We start from the raw sequence: 20,053 nt of genomic DNA on the forward strand, positions 1-20,053 counted from the left end.
CAGGTCCGCACGGATGTGCGCCACTAGCTCAACGGATAGAGCATCTGACTACGGATCAGAAGGTTGGGGGTTCGAATCCCTCGTGGCGCGCAAGTGAAAATCTCGGGACATCGTTCACTCGATGTCCCGAGATTTTTTGTTTGGCTGCCATGTGTCGGGTCATCGGTTCCTATGTGGGCTGGCAGGCTGTGGCGGCTTGGCAGGGAAAAGTACCCCTTAGCCGGAATCCACGCTTTAGCCGTAAGGAGACTCCCTTTAGCAACAGAAACTCCCGTTAGCAGTTGTTGCTAAGGCGCAGAATCCGGCTAAAGGGTGTGCGTCTGTCCAAATCTGGGTGTGGCCATGCCGAGCCGCAGCTCCCTTTTCGGATTGGGCTGTACTTCGTCGTGGAACAGGAGACTCCGGAGACGATGCAGGGGTGGTTCTCCGTTCCTTGGAGAACCACCCCTGCGTTGTTTGCTGAGCCGCAGTTGTCAGCTCAGCTCTTCAGTTCAGCGGCGAGCGTGTGCGCGCTTACGGCTTGCAAACACTGCTGCAGCTCCTGCCGCCAACAGTGCTAGGCCCGCGCCGAGGGCAGTGAGTTCTGCACCTGTGCGGGGCAGGCCCTTTCCGCTGCCCGAGGCCGAAGTGCTGCCGGAGCCACTCGCTGTGGATCCGTGGGAGTCCGAACCGCCGGAGCCCGGCTGGCTTTCGCTGTCATCCGAACCCTCGTTGCCAGCGGCTGCGTCGTCCGATGCGTCTTCGCCAGATTCCTCACCCGGTCCCTTCCCGTCGTTGTCACCGGGCTGTTCGCCTGGCTGCTGACCTTCGTCATCACCCGGGGCTTGGCCCGCATCGTCACCGGGCTGTTCTTCTGGTTCCTGGCCTTCGTCATCGCCGGGTGCCGGGTCTTCGTTGTCACCGGGCTGTTCGCCGGGTTCCTGGCCTTCGTCTTCGCCCGGAGCCTGGTCGTCGTTGTCACCAGGTTCTTCTGCCGGCGCACCTGTGCTGATGCCCACGATGCTCGGATTGTGGTCAGACGAGCGGAACTCGTCGGGCTGGTAGAAGTTGGTCACGTTGTAGTTGTGGCGGCTGTACTCCAGTGCGACCGATTCAACCGAGTTGATCTCCCATGTGGCAGCGCCGGTCACAGCACCCGCCGCAGCGGTGGGAGCAGCCGAGCGTGCCTGTGCCTTCGGACCCATCGCTTCTTCCGAGGCGAGCACGTGGTCGAGGCTTCCGGTCAGCCCACCGAACAGGTAGGTGGGTGCCGCATCGAAGTGCTCACCGACGTTGGTGTACCCGTCGTCGTAGAAGACCTGCATCGGGTCTTCCTGCGTGTACGAGTTCAGGTCGCCCAGAATGAACACGCGCTTGGTGCCCATGGCTTCCTTCTGCTTGTCAGCAAAAGCCTTGACCGCCTTCGCCTGCTTAACGCGGTCGGCATTCGAGTTGCCCTGGCCGTCACCGGTGTCCTCGTTGCCTTCGCCCTTGCCGGAGCCCTTGGACTTGAAGTGGTTCATAACGGCAATGAACTCGGAAGCCTCAGGGTTGTCTACGCCAACGGCCTGGAACTTCTGCGCCAGGGGCGCGCGAGCGTTGTGGAACGCCGGGCTGTCGAGAATTGCTGATTCGCCTGCGGGCTTCGCTTCAGCCTTCTGGTAGATGTAAGCGGTGCGGATGACGTCGTCACCGGTCTCCGGGATCGCCTTCGGGGAGGGGACAAAAGCCCAGCGGTCTTCGCCTGCCGCGGCATTCAGTGCCTCAACCAGGTTTTCCAGAGCCCAGTCGCGGTCCTTGCCGAACTTGTCGGAGCTTTCAATCTCTTCCAATGCGACAACTGAAGCGTCGAGCTTGTTGATGGCCGTGACGATCTTTGCCTGCTGACGCTTGAAGTTCTCTTCGTTGTACGCGCCACGCGGCGTGCAGTAGTTCGATCCGACTGGGTTGCCCTCACGGTCGGTGTAGGCCTTGCATCCTTTTTCTGTGTCGCCGGTGGTGGGGAAGTAGTTGAGCACGTTGAAGCTGGCCAGCGTCATGTCACCGCCGACACCCGGTACGTCTGCGCGGGTGTTTTCAAACTCAGCGGGGGTCAGCTCATTGTTGTCCGGCAGGAACCCCGTGGGCTGCAGGCGGTACTTGTCGTGGCCATAGCCGACAACGGTGGGCTTGGTGAACGTGATCTTGGCGCCTACGCGCACCGGCTTGTCGTTGCTCAGGTACGGCAGCGGGGTGTCCTTCGCAGTCTTGAAGAAGTCCGCGGTGCCGCCGTCATCGAGGACATAGGCCTTTTTCTTGTTTTCGGCGTCGACCTTCTTGGCTTCTTCTGATCCAGGGCGCGCCACATCCGTGGGCTGGCGCAGGGTTTCAGTTCCGTTGGCCAGGCCGATTTCACCGTAGGTGTTGGTCGAGTAGTTGTCGGTGACCGTGATGTCGCCGGTGGGCTGAACAAGCATGCCTTCGAGGGCCTCACGCTTGGCAGGGTCTTCCGGGAATGCGCCTTCGTACGGCTTCGGAGCCACCGCTGCTTCGTCGAGCTTCTTCAGTCCCTCACCGCCAACGCTGATCTGGGTCTGTCCGTAGTACTCGCTGACACTGCCGGTCACTTCGACGTTGTCACCGGTCTTGACCTGCTTCACGGTGTCCTTCGAGTAGACGAAGATGCCGTGCGAGCCCGCTGCGAAGTCGTGGTTGTCTCCGCCGGTGCCTTCGGTCTGAATGTAGTAGCCGTTCAGCCCGCCGGTCGGGTAAGCGGCCGTCACAACACCGGTGGTGGTGACGGTCTTGCCCTTATACGCGCTTTCGTCACCGGTGCCCTGGATGGTGTTGATCGGCAGGAGGTTGGCCGGGTTCTCCGGGTCCGAGGGGTCTGTTGGGCCAGGTGTGCCGGGCTCATCTGGGTTGGGGTTGTCGGGTGCGTCGCACGTGCTGGGGTCGGGTGCGGTTCCCGGGGTCGGCTCACCTGATTCCCATTCGGAGCAGTTGAGCTGGATCGACTGGTCCTTGCCGGAAGCCTTTGCTCCAGTGGGCTCTGCCTGCTGACCGCGCACCGAGGCAGGCAGCTTGTCGCTGTTGGACGCCGTGACGCCCTTTCCGCCGACAACACCGCCGATCTGCTTGAAGTCGACGAGGTTTCCATCGGCGCTGACCACGAAAACGGAAGCTCCGTAGGAACCATCAGCGGCGGCGCCGCTTTTGACAGAGTTCGTCAGCGGAAGTTCGACAACGTGAACACCGGATTCACCGACAACCGTGCCCTGGGGCAGGGCGACGACCGATTCGTCGCTGTTGAGAGCGCCACCTCGAGTGACAGAACCGACGATCCAGCCGGACAGATCCGTACCAGCGGGGGCGACGATCTCAACGAAGTCGGCATCGTTCGACGGGTAGGAGATTTCAGAGATATGAGCATCGGCGGGAGCGGCCCAAACGGGAACTGCGGAGCCGAATGCGAGACCGACGGCGGCAGTGCCGGCGAGCAGAGCATGGCGCTTCATATGAGTCCTAATGAGAGGTGTGAGCACACGAAAGTGCAGACTGACCCAGCCAGGCTAGAAGACTCAGCATTCTCTTAGGCAACGAGAAAGTGAACTCTGCCAAGGAACGCAGAAGAGACCTGAACCACATTCCGTAGACTGTGGTCATGACAACTGCACTCATCATCGTTGATGTTCAGAATGACTTCTGTGAAGGCGGTTCTCTCGGTGTTGACGGGGGACTGGCAGCGGCCGAAGCGATTGCCGACTACGTGGAAGAGGGGCCTGACGACTTCGTTGTGACCACGCAGGATTGGCACATCGATCCCGGCACGCACTTTTCTTCCGAACCGAACTTCACAACCACCTGGCCCGTGCACTGTGCGGCAGACACCGAGGGTGCGCAGTTCACACCGGCCCTCAAACCGGTGCTTGAAGCAGTTGATGCCCAGTTCCTCAAGGGGCAGTACTCAGATGGCTACTCCGGTTTTGACGGTGTAGAGGCAGACGGCGAATCAGAACTTGCCGAATGGCTGCGGGAACGCGGTGTGACGCACGTGAGCGTCTGTGGAATCGCCACCGACTACTGCGTGCGCGCAACCGCGCTGAGCGCATTGGACGAAGGCTTCGAAGTTCGAGTGCTCGAAGATCTGTGCGCGGGTGTCGCTGCAGATACCAGCCGCAAAGCGCTCGCAGAACTCGCCGACAACGGCGTCACGGTTCAGCGCACCGACGGAAAGGCCGCCGCCTACGACATCGGGGACGCCGAGGACTGAGACTCACCAGATCTGGGCGCTTCGTTCTGGGCTGGTCAGCCCGACCGGCCCAAAACGAGGCGCACAGAAACATTTCGCACACCGCAGCACACAGCGCAATGAAGCGCGGCAGAAAGGACAGCTATGGCACTTGCGGAGAACTTTGAACAGGCGGAACCCGGTGACGTTCTGTGGACGCCCTCACCCGAGCGAATCGCCGCATCGAAAATACGGGAGTTCCAGGAGTGGCTGGCTGAAACACGGAGTGTGCCGGTGGGTGACTTCGCGTCGCTGCACGCCTGGTCAGTCGAGAACCTGAACGACTTCTGGGACGCGGTGTGGGAGTTCTTCGACATAATCGGCGACCGCGCAGACGGTCCGGCGGTCACCGGCACCATGCCAGATGCCCGTTGGTACGCGGGATCCCAGATCAACTACGCCGAAAACATGCTGCGCCGGGCTGACAGCGCACCGGATGACGAGGCGCTCATCGGCTTGGACGAAGATCTGAACCGGCACGCTCTGACCTGGGCGGAGCTCGCGGGACAGGTCGGTGCGCTCGCCGAGTGGCTGCGGTCATCAGGGGTGGGTGAAGGCGATGTTGTCTGTGCCGTGCTGCCGAACATCCCCCAGACGGTTGTCGGTCTGCTGGCCAGTGCATCCGTGGGGGCGATTTGGTCGGTTGTCGGGGCGGAGTTCGGTTCGGCGGGCGTGCTGGACCGCTTCCAGCAGCTTGAACCGAAGGTGCTGCTGACCGTTGACGGCTACAAGTTCAATGGCAAGCAGATTGATCTGCGTGCTTCTGCGGCGTCGCTAGTGGAGCAGATGCCCAGCATCAAGGCGCACGTACTGGTCGACAATCTGGGCGACCGTCTGCCCGAAGCTGACGCTGCCGAGGTGGGTGTGCCGAGCGCTGTCTTCTCTGACATTGTTGCTCAGCCGCAGAAACCGGAATTCACTCGCGTGGAGTTCTCGCACCCCCTGTGGGTTGTTTTTTCGTCCGGCACGACGGGCAAGCCGAAGGGCATTGTGCACGGTCACGGCGGCATTGTTCTAGAAGCGGCGAAGAGTGTTCTGCACAGCGAACTCGAGCCGGGATACGTGACCTACACGGCTGTCTCACCCACGTGGATCATGTGGAACATCCTGGTCAACGGCCTTGGTGCCGGCGCGGCGATCGTCGTCTACGACGGTTCCCCGGTGGCCGGTTCGGCTTCGCGCCAGTTTGAGATCGTCAGCCGGGAAAAGGCGAACCATTTCGCGACGGGTGCCGCGGTTCTGCAGATGATGGAGAAGGCCGGCGCGAAGCCGCGCGCCGAATACGATCTGTCATCCCTGCGGACAATCCTGTCGACCGGTTCACCGCTGCCGGGTTCAACGTGGAAGTGGGCGTATGAGTTTGTGGCCCCCAACATCCGCGTGGGTTCGGATTCCGGTGGCACCGATATCTGCACCGCGTTCATCGGTTCGAACCCGCTGGACCCAGTTGTGTTGGGCCAGCTGCAGGGGCCGTACCTGGGCGTTGCCGCCGATGCTTTCGACGCCCACGGAAATTCTGTTGTGGATGAGCTCGCCGAGTTCGTGGTGACCGAGTCGATGCCGTCAATGCCGGTGAAGTTCTGGAACGACCCTGACGGCAGCCGGTACAGGGACGCCTATTTCGATGTGTACCCCGGCGTGTGGCGCCACGGCGACTGGGTGACGCGCTCCGCCGATGATCGCTGGGTCATCCACGGCCGTTCGGATTCGACCATCAACCGCGGCGGCATCCGCATGGGCTCTTCGGACATCACGAACGCAGTCAACCGGGTTGAGGGCGTACAGGCGTCCATGGTGATCGGCGCCGAGCTCGGCGATGGTAACTACTACCTCCCGCTGTTCGTTGTGACCTCGCCCGGAACGGAACTCGATGAGCAGCTGCGCTCCCAGATCGTGCAGACGATCCGCTCCGAGGTGTCTCCGCGGCACGTACCGGACGAGATCATCGCCGCCCCCGGTGTTCCCATGACCCGCACCGGCAAACTTCTCGAGGTGCCGCTCAAGAAGGTCTTCCAGGGCCAGTCGCCAGATGTTGTCAACCGATCTGCTGCCGCTGACAACGAGATTCTTGACTGGTATTTGGACTTCGCCAGCCGCTTTGCTCAGGGCGCGGCTGACCAGGAGGCAGACAGCAAGGGCTGATGTTCGGCACGTGAGGTTCGGCACCGGATCTTCGGTACTGGCTTTAGGCCCCGGGGGTGGACAGCTGGTGCTGTCCACCCCCCCCTCGTGCTGTCAGTGCAGATTCAGTGTGCGTTCTGCTTTAACGCGCTGTGCAATCAGCTTCGCTTCCGGGTGAAGCCCACCGCTGCCGCGCCGATTCCCAGCAGGACCAGCCCCATTCCGGCGCCAACCCGCCAGTCCGCACCCGTGCGGGGCAGCGTTTCGGCTTGCTTCGGCTCCTGTGGTGTGGGGCTTTCTTCGCCTCCGGCTTCCGGCGTGGACTCGGGCTTCGGTTCCGGTTGTTCCGGTGGGGCCGAGGAAGTTTCTTCCGGCGTTGGGGAGTCTTCCGGTGTGGGTGTGTCAGACGGTGTCGGCTCTTCAGACGGCGTGGGCTCTTCCGGCGGGGGAGTCGGCTCCGGCGGTTCTTCCCAGTAGACGGTTTCTTCCGGGATGCCCCAGTCGGACACCCAGCCGTCTGACCTTTCGCTTTCACGAATTTCGACGGTCCACGTGGTCCAGCCGGGTTTGCCCTCCACGGCTTCGGTCGTCAGCTGGGCCTTTCCGTCGCCGTCAATGCGTGCCGTGAGTTCTTGTTCGTCGACCAGTGTTCCCTGTGGTTCCGCACTCTGCACGGGTTCGGTGTCCGAATGGTAGGCCCGCGCGATTACGGACAGTGTTGAGTTCGGCGGGGCGCCGGTGATGTTGATGGTGTCTGTGATGCTCCCGTCAGAGGAAACCTCGGCAGTTGTTTCGGCAGTCGGCGCAAAGGGCAGCTGCGTGTTCGCCGCTGCCTTAGCGGTGACTTTCGCGGGAACACCTGTGGTGACGTTCTGAACTCGCTTGCCGTCAGTGGGCTTGTACACCAGAACATCTGTGCTCGGCAGCCCCGCGGCTGTGGCTTCGACAGACACCAGCGCGCCGGGTGGTGCTGAGACAGATACTTCCGTGCCGGCCGGCACCTGCTTGCGGAGATCTTCGCTGCCGCCGGTCATGACAACATCCACCGGCCAGTCCAGTTCCTTCCCCGCAGCCGAGGTCAGTGTCGGAGTGGCGAACACCTTCCCGTCGCGGTGCTTAGGCGCAAGGGTCAGAGTGTACGGGCCTGCGAAGTCTTTGGCGTCCTTGCGCATCTGGGTGAACATGTCCGCGGCTTTTGCGAACTTCTTGCCGAGCTCTTTCGGCGTGCGCACCTTCATGGTGTGTCGGTGGGGCAGTGCCTTGTCGAGTTTGACGAACGCCGACAGAGCCGCCTGCCGGCTGCTGTCCTTCGAGTCCGCGTATTCCGCCAGCAGCCAGGCTGTCTGCGGTGTGCGCACCGATGTTGGCTCAGCCCCCTTGAAGTGCTGTGGCCTGGGTGAGGGAAGCCCCGCATCGAGACAGTAGGACGGTTTGCCGTCGATCGTGAGATAGGCGCCGTAGAAGGTCTTGTGCACCCCTTCTTTGTGCCACAGACCGGGGCCGTAGAAGTCGTCGTCGGCGGCCGCTGGTCCTGAAACTGCGAACGCCATGATGGCGGTCAGAATGATGAGTGCGCTTGTCTTCAGCGCTGTCAATAGATTTTTCATAGCCACATCAGACACGTGCTGCCGTCGGCTTCTCTACGCCTGAGACAGGCTGTGGACATCGTCGATTTCATCCACAGGCTCAAGCACACAAGTCGGCGGGGTGTTTTCAAGGGCTCGGCCCGCGGTGACCCTGGGAGGCACCGTCGTGTGCACAGGAGTAGAGTTTGAGTGGAGTATCTACTACACAGCCGAACGGGGATGCTGACTTTGAGTATCAAAGAAAACGCTGACGTCGTCCTGATCGGCGGGGGCATCATGAGCGCAACGCTCGGCACCCTGCTGCACGAACTTCAGCCCGACTGGACAATCCGCGTCTACGAGCGCACCGACTATGTCGCACGCGAAAGCTCTGACGCATGGAACAACGCGGGCACCGGCCACGCGGCCCTGTGCGAGCTCAACTACTCGCCGGCCGACAAGAACGGCAACATCGACATCGCCAAGGCCGTCAACATCAACGAACAGTTCCAGGTCTCCCGCCAGTTCTGGAGCTACCTCGTTGACGAAGGCATCGTCGGCGAACCCGGCACCTTCATCAACCAAGTTCCGCACGTGTCCTACGGCCGCGGAGAGTCCGGCCGCGACTACATTCGCGCTCGCCGCGAAGCCATGGTCAAGAACCCCCTGTTCAAGGACATGGAGTTCACCGACGACCCTGCCACGCAGGCTGAGTGGCTGCCCCTCATGTTCGAAAACCGCGGCCCGGGACAGGTCAACGGCCTGTCGCGCGTGACCAGCGGAACCGACGTCGACTTCGGTTCGCTCACCCGCCAGATGCTGGCCAACCTCGCCGACAACGGCGTTGAAGTCCGCACCGGCCACGAAGTCACGGGCCTCAACCGCAGCGGAAACGGCTGGCGCGTGTCGGTGAAGAACACCGCGGCCGCCGAATCCTTCGACGTCGATGCCAAGTTCGTGTTCATCGGCGCCGGCGGCCACGCACTCCCGCTGCTGCAGAAGACCGGCATTCCGGAAGCCAACGGCTACGGCGGATTCCCCATTTCGGGTCTGTTCCTGCGCAGCTCGAACCCCGAACTGGTGGCACGCCACCACGCTAAGGTGTACGGCCAGGCCGCAACCGGTGCTCCGCCGATGTCGGTTCCGCACTTGGACACCCGCGTCATTTCCGGCAAGGAATACCTGATGTTCGGTCCCTACGCCGGATTCTCGCCGAAGTTCCTCAAGACCGGTTCGTTCCTTGACCTTCCGCTCTCGGTTCGTCCCAACAACCTTCCGGTCATGCTCAACGTGGCCAAGGACAACTTCGACCTCGTGACCTACCTCATGAGCCAGCTGGCTTCCACGAAGAAGGACCGCTTCGAGGCTCTGGGCGAATTCACTCCAGAAGTCGACCCCAGCCAGTGGGAGCTCATTCACGCCGGTCAGCGCGTCCAGGTCATGAAGAAGGACGCCAACGGCAAGGGCATGCTGGGCTTCGGCACCGAAACCGTTGCGTCGGCTGACGGTTCCGTTGCAGCTCTGCTGGGTGCTTCGCCCGGTGCCTCGACCGCCCCATCGATCATGCTCAAACTGTTCGAACGCTGCTTCCCGCGTCAGTTCGAAGGCTGGAAGCCCAAGCTCGAAAAGATGGTCCCGTCCTTCGGCCGCACGCTGCACGAAGACGAAACGCTGCTCGACGAACTCACCGAGTACACCAACCGGACCCTGCAGATCAACGTCGACTGACATCGACAGAGCTCAAGTCCGCACTGACTGAAGCCCTGCACGCAGAAGCCCCCGCAGCCACTGCGGGGGCTTCAGCGTTTTCCAGCATCAGTCTGCGGGGCTTCACAGCTGAGACAAGCCATCGTGTCACCGGGGTGTGGAATCATGTATGCGATACGCAACGGAAGCTCACACGAACGGCAACTATGACGCAGCACCCACACAGCAGCTATAGCCAGCAATACCCGCACGGCGGTCCTTCGCGCCCAGCCTGGTATGTGCCATCAGCCGGGCCAATCCAACAGGCCCCATCCGGGCAGCTCACCGGCGCCTCGGGAATTGCCTACCCAACTGTGTCACGCCCAGACGGCTCGACCGGAGAGCTCGTCCGAATCATCCTCGCGTCCATTGCCATCGGGCTGTTGGGCTTCGGGCTCCTGCTCATCATTCTGTTTCAGTCGCTGACGTTCAACGGCTTGGGCATTCTCATCGTCCTGCTGTCGCTGGTGCCCATGGCGTTCATCTTCCTGGTGGTCCTGTGGTTCAACCGGTGGAAGAAGCGCAACCCCGTGTGGCTGGTTCTGCCGCTGCTGTGGGGTGCAGTCATGGCGATCGTCTTCACCATTGTGGTGCAGACCTTGGGATTCTTGGGTTCGACCCTGGTCATCGGCTTCGACAGCTCACAGAGTCTTTTTGACCTCCTGTACCCAGTGCTCGGAGCCCCGCCCATCGAAGAGGGCGCCAAGGGCATTTTCCTCGCGGTGTTCGCCCTGGCCGCACGCCGACACTTCACGGGTCCTCTCGACGGCTTCATCTACGGTTCGCTGGTCGGTGCGGGATTCGCGTTCACCGAAAATCTGCAGTACCTGTCGGGGTCCTTTGACGAAGGACAATTTGTGGGTCTGGCCATCACCTTCGTGCTGCGCGGCATCGTGTCGCCGCTGAGCCACTCGCTGTTCACGGCTGTGGCCGGTGTTGTGATCGGCTTTGCCGCAGCCCGCTGGCAGTGGTGGGCTGCGATTCTGGCGTGGCCGCTGGGATGGTCCGTGGGAACCTTCCTGCACGCCCTCTGGAACTTCATGGCCGGAGCTGTGGGTGGATTGGGAATCCTCGGCCTGCTCATCATCGTCGGACTGGCCTTGGTATACGCCGTCATCTGGTACAGCCTCGCGTTCGTCCTGCGGTGGCTCGAAGTGCGCAAGGACCGCGCCATGCTCGATGAATACAGGCAGGCGGGCTGGCTGACACCGGCCGAGGTCGACACGTTCGGCACGTGGCGAGGCCGCAGTCAGGGCAAGCGGTGGGCGGCCGGCTATCACGGGGGTGCCGACACCTTCAAGAAGATGGTCCGCACGACTATCAATCTGGCCAACGCCCGCCAGCGCATCAACGTCCACGCTGGCGGTGAGGTTGAACGCGAACGTGAAAAGAAGCTGCTCACGGACTTCGCCGCACAGCGCACACGGCTGATGAACAGCGTCAACAGTGCGCACAGCTACCAGGCGCACTATCCTGGCGCGTACTGATGATCGACCTGGTGCTGGGGATCATCGCCTTGTCGTCTCTGGCGATGGGGTGGATCCGCGGTCTCAGCCCCACCGTTGGGGCGCTCATCGGGTTTGCGCTCGGACTGCTTATCGGCAGGGGAGTGCTCGCCGGCATGAAACTGGCCGGGGCGAACGAGCTTCTCGATGTGATCGGACCGACCGGCGCTTTTGCCGTTCCCTTTGTGCTGGGTCTTATCGGGGCAGCGATCGGAGCTTCGTGGGGGCGGGTGTTGCGCGATCGCATCCGTTCGGCCGCTGGCAGGCTCGTTGACGCCATCGGCGGCGCCATCAGTGGTGTTGTGGTCTTCTGCCTGCTGGTGTGGGTCAGTGCCGGGTGGGTGCGCACAACATCGCTCATCGAACCTAACCAGTGGGCCGCCGATTCGGTGATTGTGCGCGCCCTCGACGGGGCTGCGCCCGTGCCGTCCTCACAGGCGCTCGGTGCTCTGGGCGAAGCCCTGCGCTTCAACGGCTTCCCGGATGTCTTCAGCGGACAGAAAGAGCAGATCCGCGAAGTCGATGCACCGAACCCGGAAATGGTGGCCGTCGGCAAAGAAGCGGCCCAGTCGGTTGTGAAGATCACCGCTCAGGCGCCCGCGTGCAACTCCGCATCGGAGGGCACTGGTTGGGTGTACTCCGATCGCTATGTGGCCACGAACGCCCACGTCGTTGCGGCCGCTCAGCAGATTTCCGTGCAGGTTGCCGGCAAGGGACAGGCCCTGCCGGCGCAGGTGGTGGGCTTCAACCCCACGATCGACGTTGCCGTCCTCTATGTCCCCAGCTTGAAAGCCCCGGCTATGCAGCGCGGCGAGGACTTGGCTGTGGGAGCCGACTCCGTTGTCGTGGGCTTCCCGGAACACGGGCCATACACGATTTCACCGTCGAGGGTCCGCGAAAGAGTTATCGCCGAAGGCAAAGACATCTACGGCGAAAAGAAAGCCATCCGCAAGGTGTATTCGCTGCGCGCTGATGTGCGCCCAGGAAACTCGGGAGGCCCTCTGATCGCGGCAAACGGCCGAGTATCGGGCATGGTCTTTGCGAAGTCGCAGAACGACGATGCAACTGGCTATGCGCTCACGCTGAAGGAAATCATGCCGACGCTGAAAGCAGCAGAGGGTACGCGCGGGCTGGTGCCCACCGGCAAGTGCACCGCGAAGAACTGAAACTCCCGCGGCAACACCGAAGCTACTGCGTCAGGTTCAGCCCAGCAATGATCGCGCGGTGGTCTGAGGTTCCGCGGTCCATGACAGTGTCGTAGACGGGATCGAGTCCGCGGACCATGATGTGGTCCAGCCGCACCGCGGGGAACTGTGCCGGCCACGTGAAGCCGAAGCCGCCGCCGACGGCCTTGCGGCTGTCGACCAGCTGTTCATCGAGGTCTTTGAAGTAGCGGTCAGTCTGCACCGCGTTGAAGTCGCCGGCCACAATCAGGTGTTCGGCGTCTTCCTGTTTCACGGCCGAGGAAAGCTTCTGCAGCGCGGAATTGCGCAGAGTCTCAACACCGGGGCGAACGGACGGCACGTGCACCGCGTACAGCTTCACGTCGCCGCGATCGCTCTTCACAGTGGTTTCAAATGCTCGCGGCCACTGCAGACCCAGGTCGATGTTCTGCTTCTGGGTCAGCGGCCAGCGTGACCACACGCCGACCGTGTCGGCAACCTGCGTGTGGGCAAACGACTTGTCGAGTTCTTTTTTGATGATCTTGCCCGACAGGGATTCGATCTCCTGAATGACGACAACATCCGGTTTCTGATCGATGATGGCCCGTGCCGTCGCAGTCGGCTGCGGCAGGCGCGCACCCACATTGTGTGTGGCGACGATGAGGTCGGCGTCACGGTCATCAGATGCCGGCTTGAGGTAGGGCCCAAACATCACACCCCACACCACGGCGGGAATGAGCACGCCGATGATCGACAGCGGTGACAGTCGGATGAGCGCCAAGAGCAGCAGCAGGACGAGCAGCACCCACGTCCAGGGCAGAGCTGATTCGACGATGAGGGCAAGCCCGTTGGTCGTCGGGATGAGTTCGTGGATGATCAGAAGCGCGGCCAACAGCGCGCCGAGAAGGGCTACGACAATGCCCTTGGCTGGGTTCTTCGTACGAGACATGAGAGCTTCAGTCTACGAACCGAACCTGACCGCTCTCTGGGCCAGTCCTCAGTGAGGGCTCATATATGCCAGTTCAGTACAGCCCGAAACTCATCATCCGGGCGAGGCGCGCACGCCCACATGATCAGCGCAGAGCTGATGCGCTCCACACCTCGACATCCGGGTGCGAATCGAAGCGGTAGCCCTGCCCGCGGATGGTGCGGACAACAGTCGAGTACGAGCCCAGGCGCTTGCGCAGGCGACGAACGTGAACATCGACGGTGCGTTCGTCGGGACGGTCAGCATCATTGCCCCACACCTTGTCAACGAGTTCAGCGCGCGAAAGGGTCTGCCCCTCGTTGCTGACGAGTGTGGCCAGCAAGTCGAACTCCTTGACCGTCACGGTTTCCAGACGGCCGTCAATGTGCACCTCGCGGCGCGGCAGGTCGACCTTGAGCCCAGTTGCGGGCTTCTGAGCTTCTGCCGGTTGGGGCGGATGGATGCGGCTGGGAATACGCGAGCGGACGGGGCCGTGGGAACGGGCGGCGGCACCGCGGGCAGCAGGCGAGCCGGTCGCAACAGCGCGCACGGCGTCGAGGTCGCGTTCCGGGCCGGAAGGCGCCAGAGCGATGATCGCCTGGGTTTCCGACGACGGGGCGAGTTCCTGCGTGTAGTCGCGCAGCGATTCGGCGATTTCCGTGAGGTTGGTGCCGGAAACGGCGGCCTCTTCTTCGCTCAGGCCGATGTAGAGGATGATTCCGCGGGCCGAACCGGGCTGGGCCTGGACTCCTGCGGGGCCGTAGGTGCGAGGGGCGGACTGCGGGTCTACCGGGGTCAAGCGGGCTCCTCGCCTGCGGGTTGCTGCTGCGCTGCGGGGGTGGACGTTCTGGGGTGCAGATGCGTACTGCGTCATGGGATTCTCTTCTCTTGCGATGGGAATATGCGGATGCTGTTGAAGAACTCGTTCGCGACCGTGTCAGCTGGTGAGGTCGCGAACGCAGGGCATCGGCATTCGCTGTTGGAAGAACATGACGTCATTATTTGTCACGCTCTGAACGAAAACCAAGCAGATTTCCGTTTTTGAGACGTTTATGACGAAATGTGACGTAATCGAGGGGCGTTATGTGACTGCGACAGCGGCCTGACGGGCTTTCCGGTGAGCCAAGATGACAAAAGAAGAACAGCACGAAGTGCCAGGCGCCTCGTGCTGTTCTGTTCCGGTTCCGTGGGGACCGGGGGGATCAGGCGGTGCCGTACATCCGGTCACCGGCGTCCCCGAGCCCGGGGACGATGTAGTTGTTTTCATTGAGGCCTTCATCGAGTGCTGCTGTGAACACGTCGATGTCGGCGCGGTCGCCGAAGCGCTCGGTGATGTAGTCGACGCCTTCCGGGGCGGCGACCAGGCAGACGGTGGAGATATGCGAAACTCCGCGCTCCAGCAGGAAGTCAATGGCCATTTCCAGGGTGTGGCCGGTGGCCAGCATGGGGTCGATGACGAAAACCTGGCGGTCTTCGAGGTCGTTCGGCAGGCGCTGGGCGTAGGTTTCGACTTCAAGGGTGTCGTCGTCGCGGACCATGCCGAGGAAGCCGACTTCGGCGGTCGGCAGCATGCGGGTCATGCCTTCGAGCATGCCCAGGCCGGCGCGCAGAATCGGCACAACCAGCGGTCGCGGTTGGGCGATCTGGGTGCCGGTGGTGGAGCACACGGGGGTGTTGATCTGCTTGGGCTGCACGCGGACGTTGCGCGTGGCCTCGTAGGCAAGCAGTGTGACGAGTTCGTCGGTCAGCTGGCGGAAGCGAGCTGAGTCAGTGCGCTCGTCACGCAGGACAGTGAGCTTGTGGGCAATGAGCGGGTGGTCCGCCACGTGGAGCTTCATGGTTTAAGCCTATCGTTCGCGGCGGCTGTCGTCCTGCTTTGTTCGTGCGGTGCTTTGTGTGTGATGTGCGGGCAGAGACAATAGGCGCATGGCTTGTATCTGTTCGCTGAACGTCCGCGGGGCTGCACGCTGCCGGGGGAGGCTCACCGCGGTTGATGTCTGCAGTGCGGATGATGTTTGCAGGGGAGCGGTGAGCTGACGTGGCGCTTGCAGTCCGCGAACAGCACGCGCAGTGGATGGGCAAAGCGCTGGATCAGGCGCACCGCTGCCCGGAATCCGATGTGCCGATCGGCGCTGTTGTCATCCTCGACGGGCAGGTGGTCGGAGCTGCCTGCAACCGGCGCGAAGCCGATGCTGACCCCACGGCGCACGCCGAGGTTCTCGCGTTGCGCCAGGCTGGGCAGGCCCTTGGCACGTGGCGGCTGGACGGGGCGGTCCTCGTCGTCACAGTTGAACCGTGCGCCATGTGCGCCGGCGCAGCGATGAACGCCCGCGTGGGCACAATCGTCTTTGGCGCGCACGAACCCAAGACCGGCGCCGTGGGGTCCGTGTGGGACCTTCCGCGGGACCGTGCTGCCCATCCGATTCCGCAGGTGTACCCCGGTGTGCGAGCTGACGAGTGCCGGGCTGTGCTGGATGATTTTTTCGCCGATCTGCGGCTGCCGGGCAGCGAAGAGTGAGCAGAATGACAGTCCCCCAGTTTGTGCCGCGGCCGCTGAGGCCTTAGAGTTGTCCGCGGTAGCGTGTCCGAGCGGCCGAAGGTGCAACACTCGAAATGTTGTGTAGGGCAACCCCCTACCGTGGGTTCAAATCCCACCGCTACCGCCAGATAAAGCTCCGAGGTTTTCGCCTCGGAGCTTTTTCATGTTCTGGATGGGAGAACAGGGGTGTACGGCCGAGGTGCCGCAAGAGTTCCCGGGTTCGGCTCGGCTGTTCTGAACCTCGGGGGTACAGCCGAGGTGCCGCCCGGGTGAGCCTGGGGCGGCGGTACGATGAGCCCATGACTTTTCAGTACCGCCTGCGCCCTGCCGTGCGTGATGCCGCGGCATATGTTCCCGGCAAACCCGCTGCTCCGATCGAAGGCATGACCGCCTACAAGCTGTCGGCCAATGAGCACCACATGGAACCGCTTCCGCAGGTGCGCGAAGCCATTGCGAAGGCATCTGAAAATCCCAATATCTACCCCGACCCGGGTGTTTTCGAACTGACTGAGGCGATGGCCGATTTCCTGGGCGTGGCCCCTGAGAACGTCGTGTTCGGTGCCGGTGGTTCAGAAATCCTTTCGGCTGCCTTTGCCATTACGGCAGGCCCCGGTGCGAACATCGTCTACCCGTGGCCGTCCTTTGAGATGTACCGCCAGGTGGGTGTCATGAGCGGAGCGGAGAACCGCCAGATCCCGCTGACCGCCCACGGTCGCCACGACTTCGATGCGCTGCTGGACGCAATTGACGACGACACGACGCTGGTCGTTCTGTGCAGCCCGAACAACCCCACGGGCCCCGCAATCCGCGAGGCCGAATTCCGCTCCTTCATGGACCGTGTGCCTTCGGACCTGCTGGTGGTCCTCGATCAGGCCTACCTGGAGTTCATCACCTCGGAAGACGCGGTTGACGCCGTTGCGGCACTGGCTGACTACCCGAACCTCATCATCATGCGCACGTTCTCCAAGGCCCATGGCCTTGCCGGCCTGCGCGTGGGCTACGGAATTGCCCACCCGGATGTCATCCTCGAAATGCGCACGTCGATCGCGCCGTTCTCGGTGCAGAGCATCGGCCAGGCAGCCGCGCTCGCCTCGCTGAGGGCATCTGCCGAAGTCGATGTGCGGGCAAAGGAAGTTGCCGCAGCTCGCGACAAACTGACAGAAGAGCTGCGCGCACTTGGCATCGACGTGCCGACGTCCGACGCCAACTACGTGTGGCTGCCGCTGGGCGACCGTTCCGCAGAGTTTGAAAAGGTGTGCATGGCCAACGGCCTGGCAGTGCGCAACCTGCACACCGGCATTCGTGTGAGCATCGGCCCGGACGAAGCCATGGAACGCTTCATCGCCATCACCCGCGAGTTCCTGGGCAAGTGACCGGTCGATCATGAGCATTGCCGATATTGCCGGCCTGAAGGAAACACTGGGGCGCGCGTTTACGGACGACCCCGATGTTCTGCAGACCTACAGCTTCGACCACGCGCAGTTCAGCACCGCGGGCAAACCCCTGGCGCTCGTGCGCGCGCAGACAGTTGAGGACGTGCAGACCACCGTCCGCTTCGCCCACGAACACGGCGTGCCGATCGTTCCACAGGGCGCACGGACCGGACTGGCCGGAGCGGCCAACGCGATTGACGGCTGCATCCTGCTCAGCCTCGAGCGGATGAACCGTGTGCTGGATGTCAACACCGTCGAACAGACCTGCACCGTCGAACCCGGCATCATCAACGGCGACCTCAAGAGGCACCTCGACAGCTTTGACATGTCCTACCCGCCCGACCCCGGGTCGGTGGCGATCTCGTCGATCGGCGGGAATGTGTCGACCAACGCCGGCGGCATGTGCTGTGTGAAATACGGCGTGACCGCCGACTACGTGCGCAGCCTCAAAGTGGTGCTGCCCGACGGCACGCTCACCACCGTTGGCCGACCCACCAAGAAGGGTGTGGCCGGATACAACCTGCACTCGCTCATCATCGGCGCCGAAGGCACCCTCGGGGTGGTTGTCGAGGTGACGCTCGAGTTGGTGCCGAAACTTCCGCCGCCGCTGACCGCGGTGGCGATCTTCCCGGATTCCGTCAGCGCGGCAGGCGCCGTCACGGACTACATGGGCGCGGGCGGCCGTCCGTCGTTCATGGAGTACATGGACCGGCAGGTGATCGAGTTCGTCAACGCCTACGGCGACTTCGGTCTGCCGGATGGTGCCGGGGCGATTCTGCTGGTGCAGGCTGACGGTGACGGTTCGACGGAATCGGCCGCCGCGGAACTCGAACGGTTCACGGCTGTTGCAAAGGCCGTCGGCGCTGACGACGTCTTCTTTTCAGACGACCCGGCAGACTCCGAGCTGCTGGTTGCTGCGCGCCGCGCTGTTTCTCCCGCAACCCAGAAGTTCACCCACGAACTGGGCGGTGGCGAACTCGTCGACGACATCTGCGTGCCGCGAGCCCGGCTGCGCGATATCTTCGCCCGCCTGGACGAGATCGCGGAACAGTACCCGCAGCTCACCTTTTCCTGCTGTGCTCACGCCGGTGACGGCAACCTTCACCCGACCGTCACGTTCAACGCGCTCGACGACGAACAGGTGCGCCTGGCTGAAGAGGCCTTCGGCGAAATCATGCGGGCCGGCATGGAATGCGGCGGCACCATCACGGGCGAACACGGAGTGGGATCACTCAAAGCCCCCTGGCTGCGCCACGAACTCGACGCGGGCAGCCGCGCAATGCACATGGCCATCAAGACGGCTATTGACCCGAAGAACATCATGAACCCCGGCAAGATGCTTCAGTTCCTCGGCGAAGCCTGAGCCATGCACACTGACAGCGCCTCAGGTGGGGACAGCACTGCGCACGACGGCACCTCCGCCAGCCCGGACCGTGCGGAGGCGAGCTTCGGCTTCACAATCGAGTCCCGCCTCGACCCCGGATCGCGCACCCGCAGCCCCTACTCCCTGGGGCAGGGGAGCGTGCACGGTCGCACCGGCGTGATCCGCACACCGCACGGGGACATTCAGACTCCCGCGTTCATTCCAGTGGGCACAAAGGCCACCGTGAAATCCGTACGGCCCGAAGAGATGCGCGAACTCGGAGCGCAGGCCCTGCTGGCCAACGCCTACCACCTGTACCTGCAGCCGGGTGCTGACCTGGTGGACGAAGCTGGTGGGCTGGCCGCGTTCATGAACTGGCACGGGCCTACCTTCACCGATTCCGGCGGTTTTCAGGTGATGAGCCTGGGTTCGGGGTTCAAAAAGGTCATTTCGATGGAGGCCGCGGCTGACAAGGCTGGGCTCGATGACGATGCGACGGCGGCAGGAAAAGCGCGGCTGAGCTTTGTCGACGATGACGGGGTGAACTTCAAATCCCACCTGGACGGTTCTCTGCACCGCTTCACTCCCGAAATCTCGATGCGGGTCCAGCATCAGCTGGGGGCGGACATCATGTTTGCCTTTGACGAACTGACGACTCTCATGAACTCCCGCGCCTACCAGGAAGAGTCCCTAGAGCGGACACGCCTGTGGGCCATCCGCTGCATCGAAGAGCACAAGAAGCTCACTGCTGAGCGCAGTGCGCCAGGTTTTGCCGGTCTGCCGGGCGGCAAGCCCTATCAGGCGCTTTTCGGCGTCATCCAGGGAGCACAGTACGAAGACCTGCGGCGCAAAGCCTGCCGCGACCTGGGCGCCATGGACTTCGACGGCTACGGAATCGGCGGGGCGCTGGAAAAGGAAAACCTCGGCACGATCGTCGGCTGGTGCAATGACGAACTGCCCGAAGACCGTCCCCGGCACCTGCTGGGGATCTCCGAACCGAACGACATGTTCACCGCGGTGCGGGCAGGTGCTGACACGTTCGACTGCGTGCAGCCGTCGCGCGTAGCCCGCAACGGAGCCGTGTACACCGCCTACGGCCGCTACAACGTCAACAACGCTGCCTCAGAGCGCAACTGGGATCCGATCGAGCTCGGCTGTGAGTGCTACACCTGCCAGAACTATTCACGCGCCTACCTGCGTCACCTGTTCAAGGCCAAGGAGATGCTGTTCTCCACCCTGTGCACCATCCACAACGAGCACTACACGGTGCGGCTGGTGGAGAAAATGCGCGAAGCAATCGCCGATGGCACCTTCGACGAATACGAAGAGGAAACGCTCGGCCGCTTCTACGGCTCCGGCCCCGCTGGGCAGCGCGGCTAGGGCGTGTCTGATAAATGTCGGG

14 protein-coding genes and 2 tRNA genes are annotated in these 20,053 nt (G+C 62.7%); 11 read left to right on the forward strand and 5 right to left on the reverse strand.

Features of this window, described 5'->3' with window-relative positions:
• The first annotated feature begins 17 nt into the window (after positions 1 to 17).
• A tRNA-Arg gene (locus HMPREF3172_RS05555) sits at positions 18 to 90 on the forward strand.
• A 401-nt stretch (positions 91 to 491) separates the two neighbouring features.
• Here the strand turns inward: HMPREF3172_RS05555 and HMPREF3172_RS05560 are convergent.
• Complete coding sequence (locus HMPREF3172_RS05560) at positions 492 to 3,476, reverse strand: ExeM/NucH family extracellular endonuclease (RefSeq protein WP_070516065.1); 2,985 nt, start codon at positions 3,474 to 3,476, stop codon at positions 492 to 494.
• A gap of 146 nt (positions 3,477 to 3,622) precedes the next feature.
• Between HMPREF3172_RS05560 and HMPREF3172_RS05565 the strand changes: the two genes are divergently transcribed.
• Both HMPREF3172_RS05565 and HMPREF3172_RS05570 read left to right on the forward strand, forming a co-directional pair.
• Positions 3,623 to 4,231, forward strand: coding sequence for a nicotinamidase (locus HMPREF3172_RS05565; RefSeq protein ID WP_070516067.1), 609 nt, complete (start codon positions 3,623 to 3,625; stop codon positions 4,229 to 4,231).
• A gap of 123 nt (positions 4,232 to 4,354) precedes the next feature.
• Positions 4,355 to 6,391, forward strand: a complete 2,037-nt coding sequence (locus HMPREF3172_RS05570) for an acetoacetate--CoA ligase (protein WP_070516069.1) — start codon at positions 4,355 to 4,357, stop codon at positions 6,389 to 6,391.
• 137 nt (positions 6,392 to 6,528) lie between these two features.
• Here HMPREF3172_RS05570 and HMPREF3172_RS05575 read toward each other — a convergent pair whose 3' ends face one another.
• Positions 6,529 to 7,977 (reverse strand): hypothetical protein, encoded by a 1,449-nt coding sequence (locus tag HMPREF3172_RS05575; protein WP_141741590.1) that lies wholly within the window; start codon positions 7,975 to 7,977, stop codon positions 6,529 to 6,531.
• Between the two features lie 198 nt (positions 7,978 to 8,175).
• On the opposite strand from HMPREF3172_RS05575, the gene HMPREF3172_RS05580 reads away from it, so the two are divergent.
• The 3 genes from HMPREF3172_RS05580 (at position 8,176) to HMPREF3172_RS05590 (ending at position 12,352) form a co-directional block, all read left to right on the forward strand.
• A complete protein-coding gene (locus HMPREF3172_RS05580; RefSeq protein ID WP_070516071.1) occupies positions 8,176 to 9,663 on the forward strand; it encodes a malate:quinone oxidoreductase in 1,488 nt (495 codons plus the stop codon).
• Positions 9,664 to 9,995: 332 nt separating this feature from the next.
• Positions 9,996 to 11,168, forward strand: a complete 1,173-nt coding sequence (locus HMPREF3172_RS05585) for a PrsW family intramembrane metalloprotease (protein WP_070516072.1) — start codon at positions 9,996 to 9,998, stop codon at positions 11,166 to 11,168.
• Entirely contained in the window at positions 11,168 to 12,352 is a 1,185-nt protein-coding gene (locus tag HMPREF3172_RS05590) for a MarP family serine protease (protein WP_070516074.1), read from the forward strand. Before HMPREF3172_RS05585 ends, HMPREF3172_RS05590 begins: the two co-directional genes overlap by 1 nt.
• Before the next feature lie 22 nt (positions 12,353 to 12,374).
• Here the strand turns inward: HMPREF3172_RS05590 and HMPREF3172_RS05595 are convergent, their stop codons facing one another.
• The 3 genes from HMPREF3172_RS05595 to upp all read right to left on the reverse strand — a co-directional run bounded on the left by HMPREF3172_RS05595 (position 12,375) and on the right by upp (position 15,154).
• The gene (locus tag HMPREF3172_RS05595) at positions 12,375 to 13,298 is read right to left on the reverse strand and encodes an endonuclease/exonuclease/phosphatase family protein (RefSeq protein WP_070516076.1); all 924 of its coding nucleotides are present in this window, start codon (positions 13,296 to 13,298) and stop codon (positions 12,375 to 12,377) included.
• 124 nt (positions 13,299 to 13,422) lie between these two features.
• A complete protein-coding gene (locus HMPREF3172_RS05600; RefSeq protein ID WP_070516078.1) occupies positions 13,423 to 14,190 on the reverse strand; it encodes a winged helix-turn-helix domain-containing protein in 768 nt (255 codons plus the stop codon).
• Positions 14,191 to 14,518: 328 nt separating this feature from the next.
• Positions 14,519 to 15,154: a uracil phosphoribosyltransferase gene (gene upp, locus HMPREF3172_RS05605; protein ID WP_070516079.1), complete on the reverse strand. Its 636-nt coding sequence runs from the start codon at positions 15,152 to 15,154 to the stop codon at positions 14,519 to 14,521.
• 200 nt (positions 15,155 to 15,354) lie between these two features.
• Here upp and HMPREF3172_RS05610 point away from each other — a divergent pair, with 200 nt between their 5' ends.
• The 5 genes from HMPREF3172_RS05610 to tgt all read left to right on the forward strand — a co-directional run bounded on the left by HMPREF3172_RS05610 (position 15,355) and on the right by tgt (position 20,031).
• Positions 15,355 to 15,834, forward strand: a complete 480-nt coding sequence (locus HMPREF3172_RS05610) for a nucleoside deaminase (RefSeq protein WP_082791099.1) — start codon at positions 15,355 to 15,357, stop codon at positions 15,832 to 15,834.
• A 57-nt stretch (positions 15,835 to 15,891) separates the two neighbouring features.
• Positions 15,892 to 15,982 (forward strand) — tRNA-Ser (locus HMPREF3172_RS05615).
• A gap of 172 nt (positions 15,983 to 16,154) precedes the next feature.
• Positions 16,155 to 17,228: a histidinol-phosphate transaminase gene (hisC, locus tag HMPREF3172_RS05620; RefSeq protein WP_070516081.1), complete on the forward strand. Its 1,074-nt coding sequence runs from the start codon at positions 16,155 to 16,157 to the stop codon at positions 17,226 to 17,228.
• Positions 17,229 to 17,238: 10 nt separating this feature from the next.
• Positions 17,239 to 18,651, forward strand: a complete 1,413-nt coding sequence (locus tag HMPREF3172_RS05625) for an FAD-binding oxidoreductase (RefSeq protein WP_070516083.1) — start codon at positions 17,239 to 17,241, stop codon at positions 18,649 to 18,651.
• 3 nt (positions 18,652 to 18,654) lie between these two features.
• The gene (gene tgt, locus HMPREF3172_RS05630) at positions 18,655 to 20,031 is read left to right on the forward strand and encodes a tRNA guanosine(34) transglycosylase Tgt (protein WP_083281436.1); all 1,377 of its coding nucleotides are present in this window, start codon (positions 18,655 to 18,657) and stop codon (positions 20,029 to 20,031) included.
• Positions 20,032 to 20,053 lie beyond the last annotated feature (22 nt).

Source organism: Brevibacterium sp. HMSC08F02 (assembly GCF_001807555.1).
GTDB lineage: Bacteria > Actinomycetota > Actinomycetes > Actinomycetales > Brevibacteriaceae > Brevibacterium > Brevibacterium ravenspurgense.

Excerpts from the sequence above, each read along its gene's own strand:
- HMPREF3172_RS05560 (WP_070516065.1), bottom strand. The coding sequence starts at position 3,476 with ATGAAGCGCCATGCTCTGCTCGCCGGCACTGCCGCCGTCGGTCTCGCA.
- HMPREF3172_RS05565 (WP_070516067.1), top strand. The coding sequence starts at position 3,623 with ATGACAACTGCACTCATCATCGTTGATGTTCAGAATGACTTCTGTGAA.
- HMPREF3172_RS05570 (WP_070516069.1), top strand. The coding sequence starts at position 4,355 with ATGGCACTTGCGGAGAACTTTGAACAGGCGGAACCCGGTGACGTTCTG.
- HMPREF3172_RS05575 (WP_141741590.1), bottom strand. The coding sequence starts at position 7,977 with ATGAAAAATCTATTGACAGCGCTGAAGACAAGCGCACTCATCATTCTG.
- HMPREF3172_RS05580 (WP_070516071.1), top strand. The coding sequence starts at position 8,176 with ATGCTGACTTTGAGTATCAAAGAAAACGCTGACGTCGTCCTGATCGGC.
- HMPREF3172_RS05590 (WP_070516074.1), top strand. The coding sequence starts at position 11,168 with ATGATCGACCTGGTGCTGGGGATCATCGCCTTGTCGTCTCTGGCGATG.
- HMPREF3172_RS05595 (WP_070516076.1), bottom strand. The coding sequence starts at position 13,298 with ATGTCTCGTACGAAGAACCCAGCCAAGGGCATTGTCGTAGCCCTTCTC.
- HMPREF3172_RS05600 (WP_070516078.1), bottom strand. The coding sequence starts at position 14,190 with ATGACGCAGTACGCATCTGCACCCCAGAACGTCCACCCCCGCAGCGCA.
- upp (WP_070516079.1), bottom strand. The coding sequence starts at position 15,154 with ATGAAGCTCCACGTGGCGGACCACCCGCTCATTGCCCACAAGCTCACT.
- hisC (WP_070516081.1), top strand. The coding sequence starts at position 16,155 with ATGACTTTTCAGTACCGCCTGCGCCCTGCCGTGCGTGATGCCGCGGCA.
- HMPREF3172_RS05625 (WP_070516083.1), top strand. The coding sequence starts at position 17,239 with ATGAGCATTGCCGATATTGCCGGCCTGAAGGAAACACTGGGGCGCGCG.
- tgt (WP_083281436.1), top strand. The coding sequence starts at position 18,655 with ATGCACACTGACAGCGCCTCAGGTGGGGACAGCACTGCGCACGACGGC.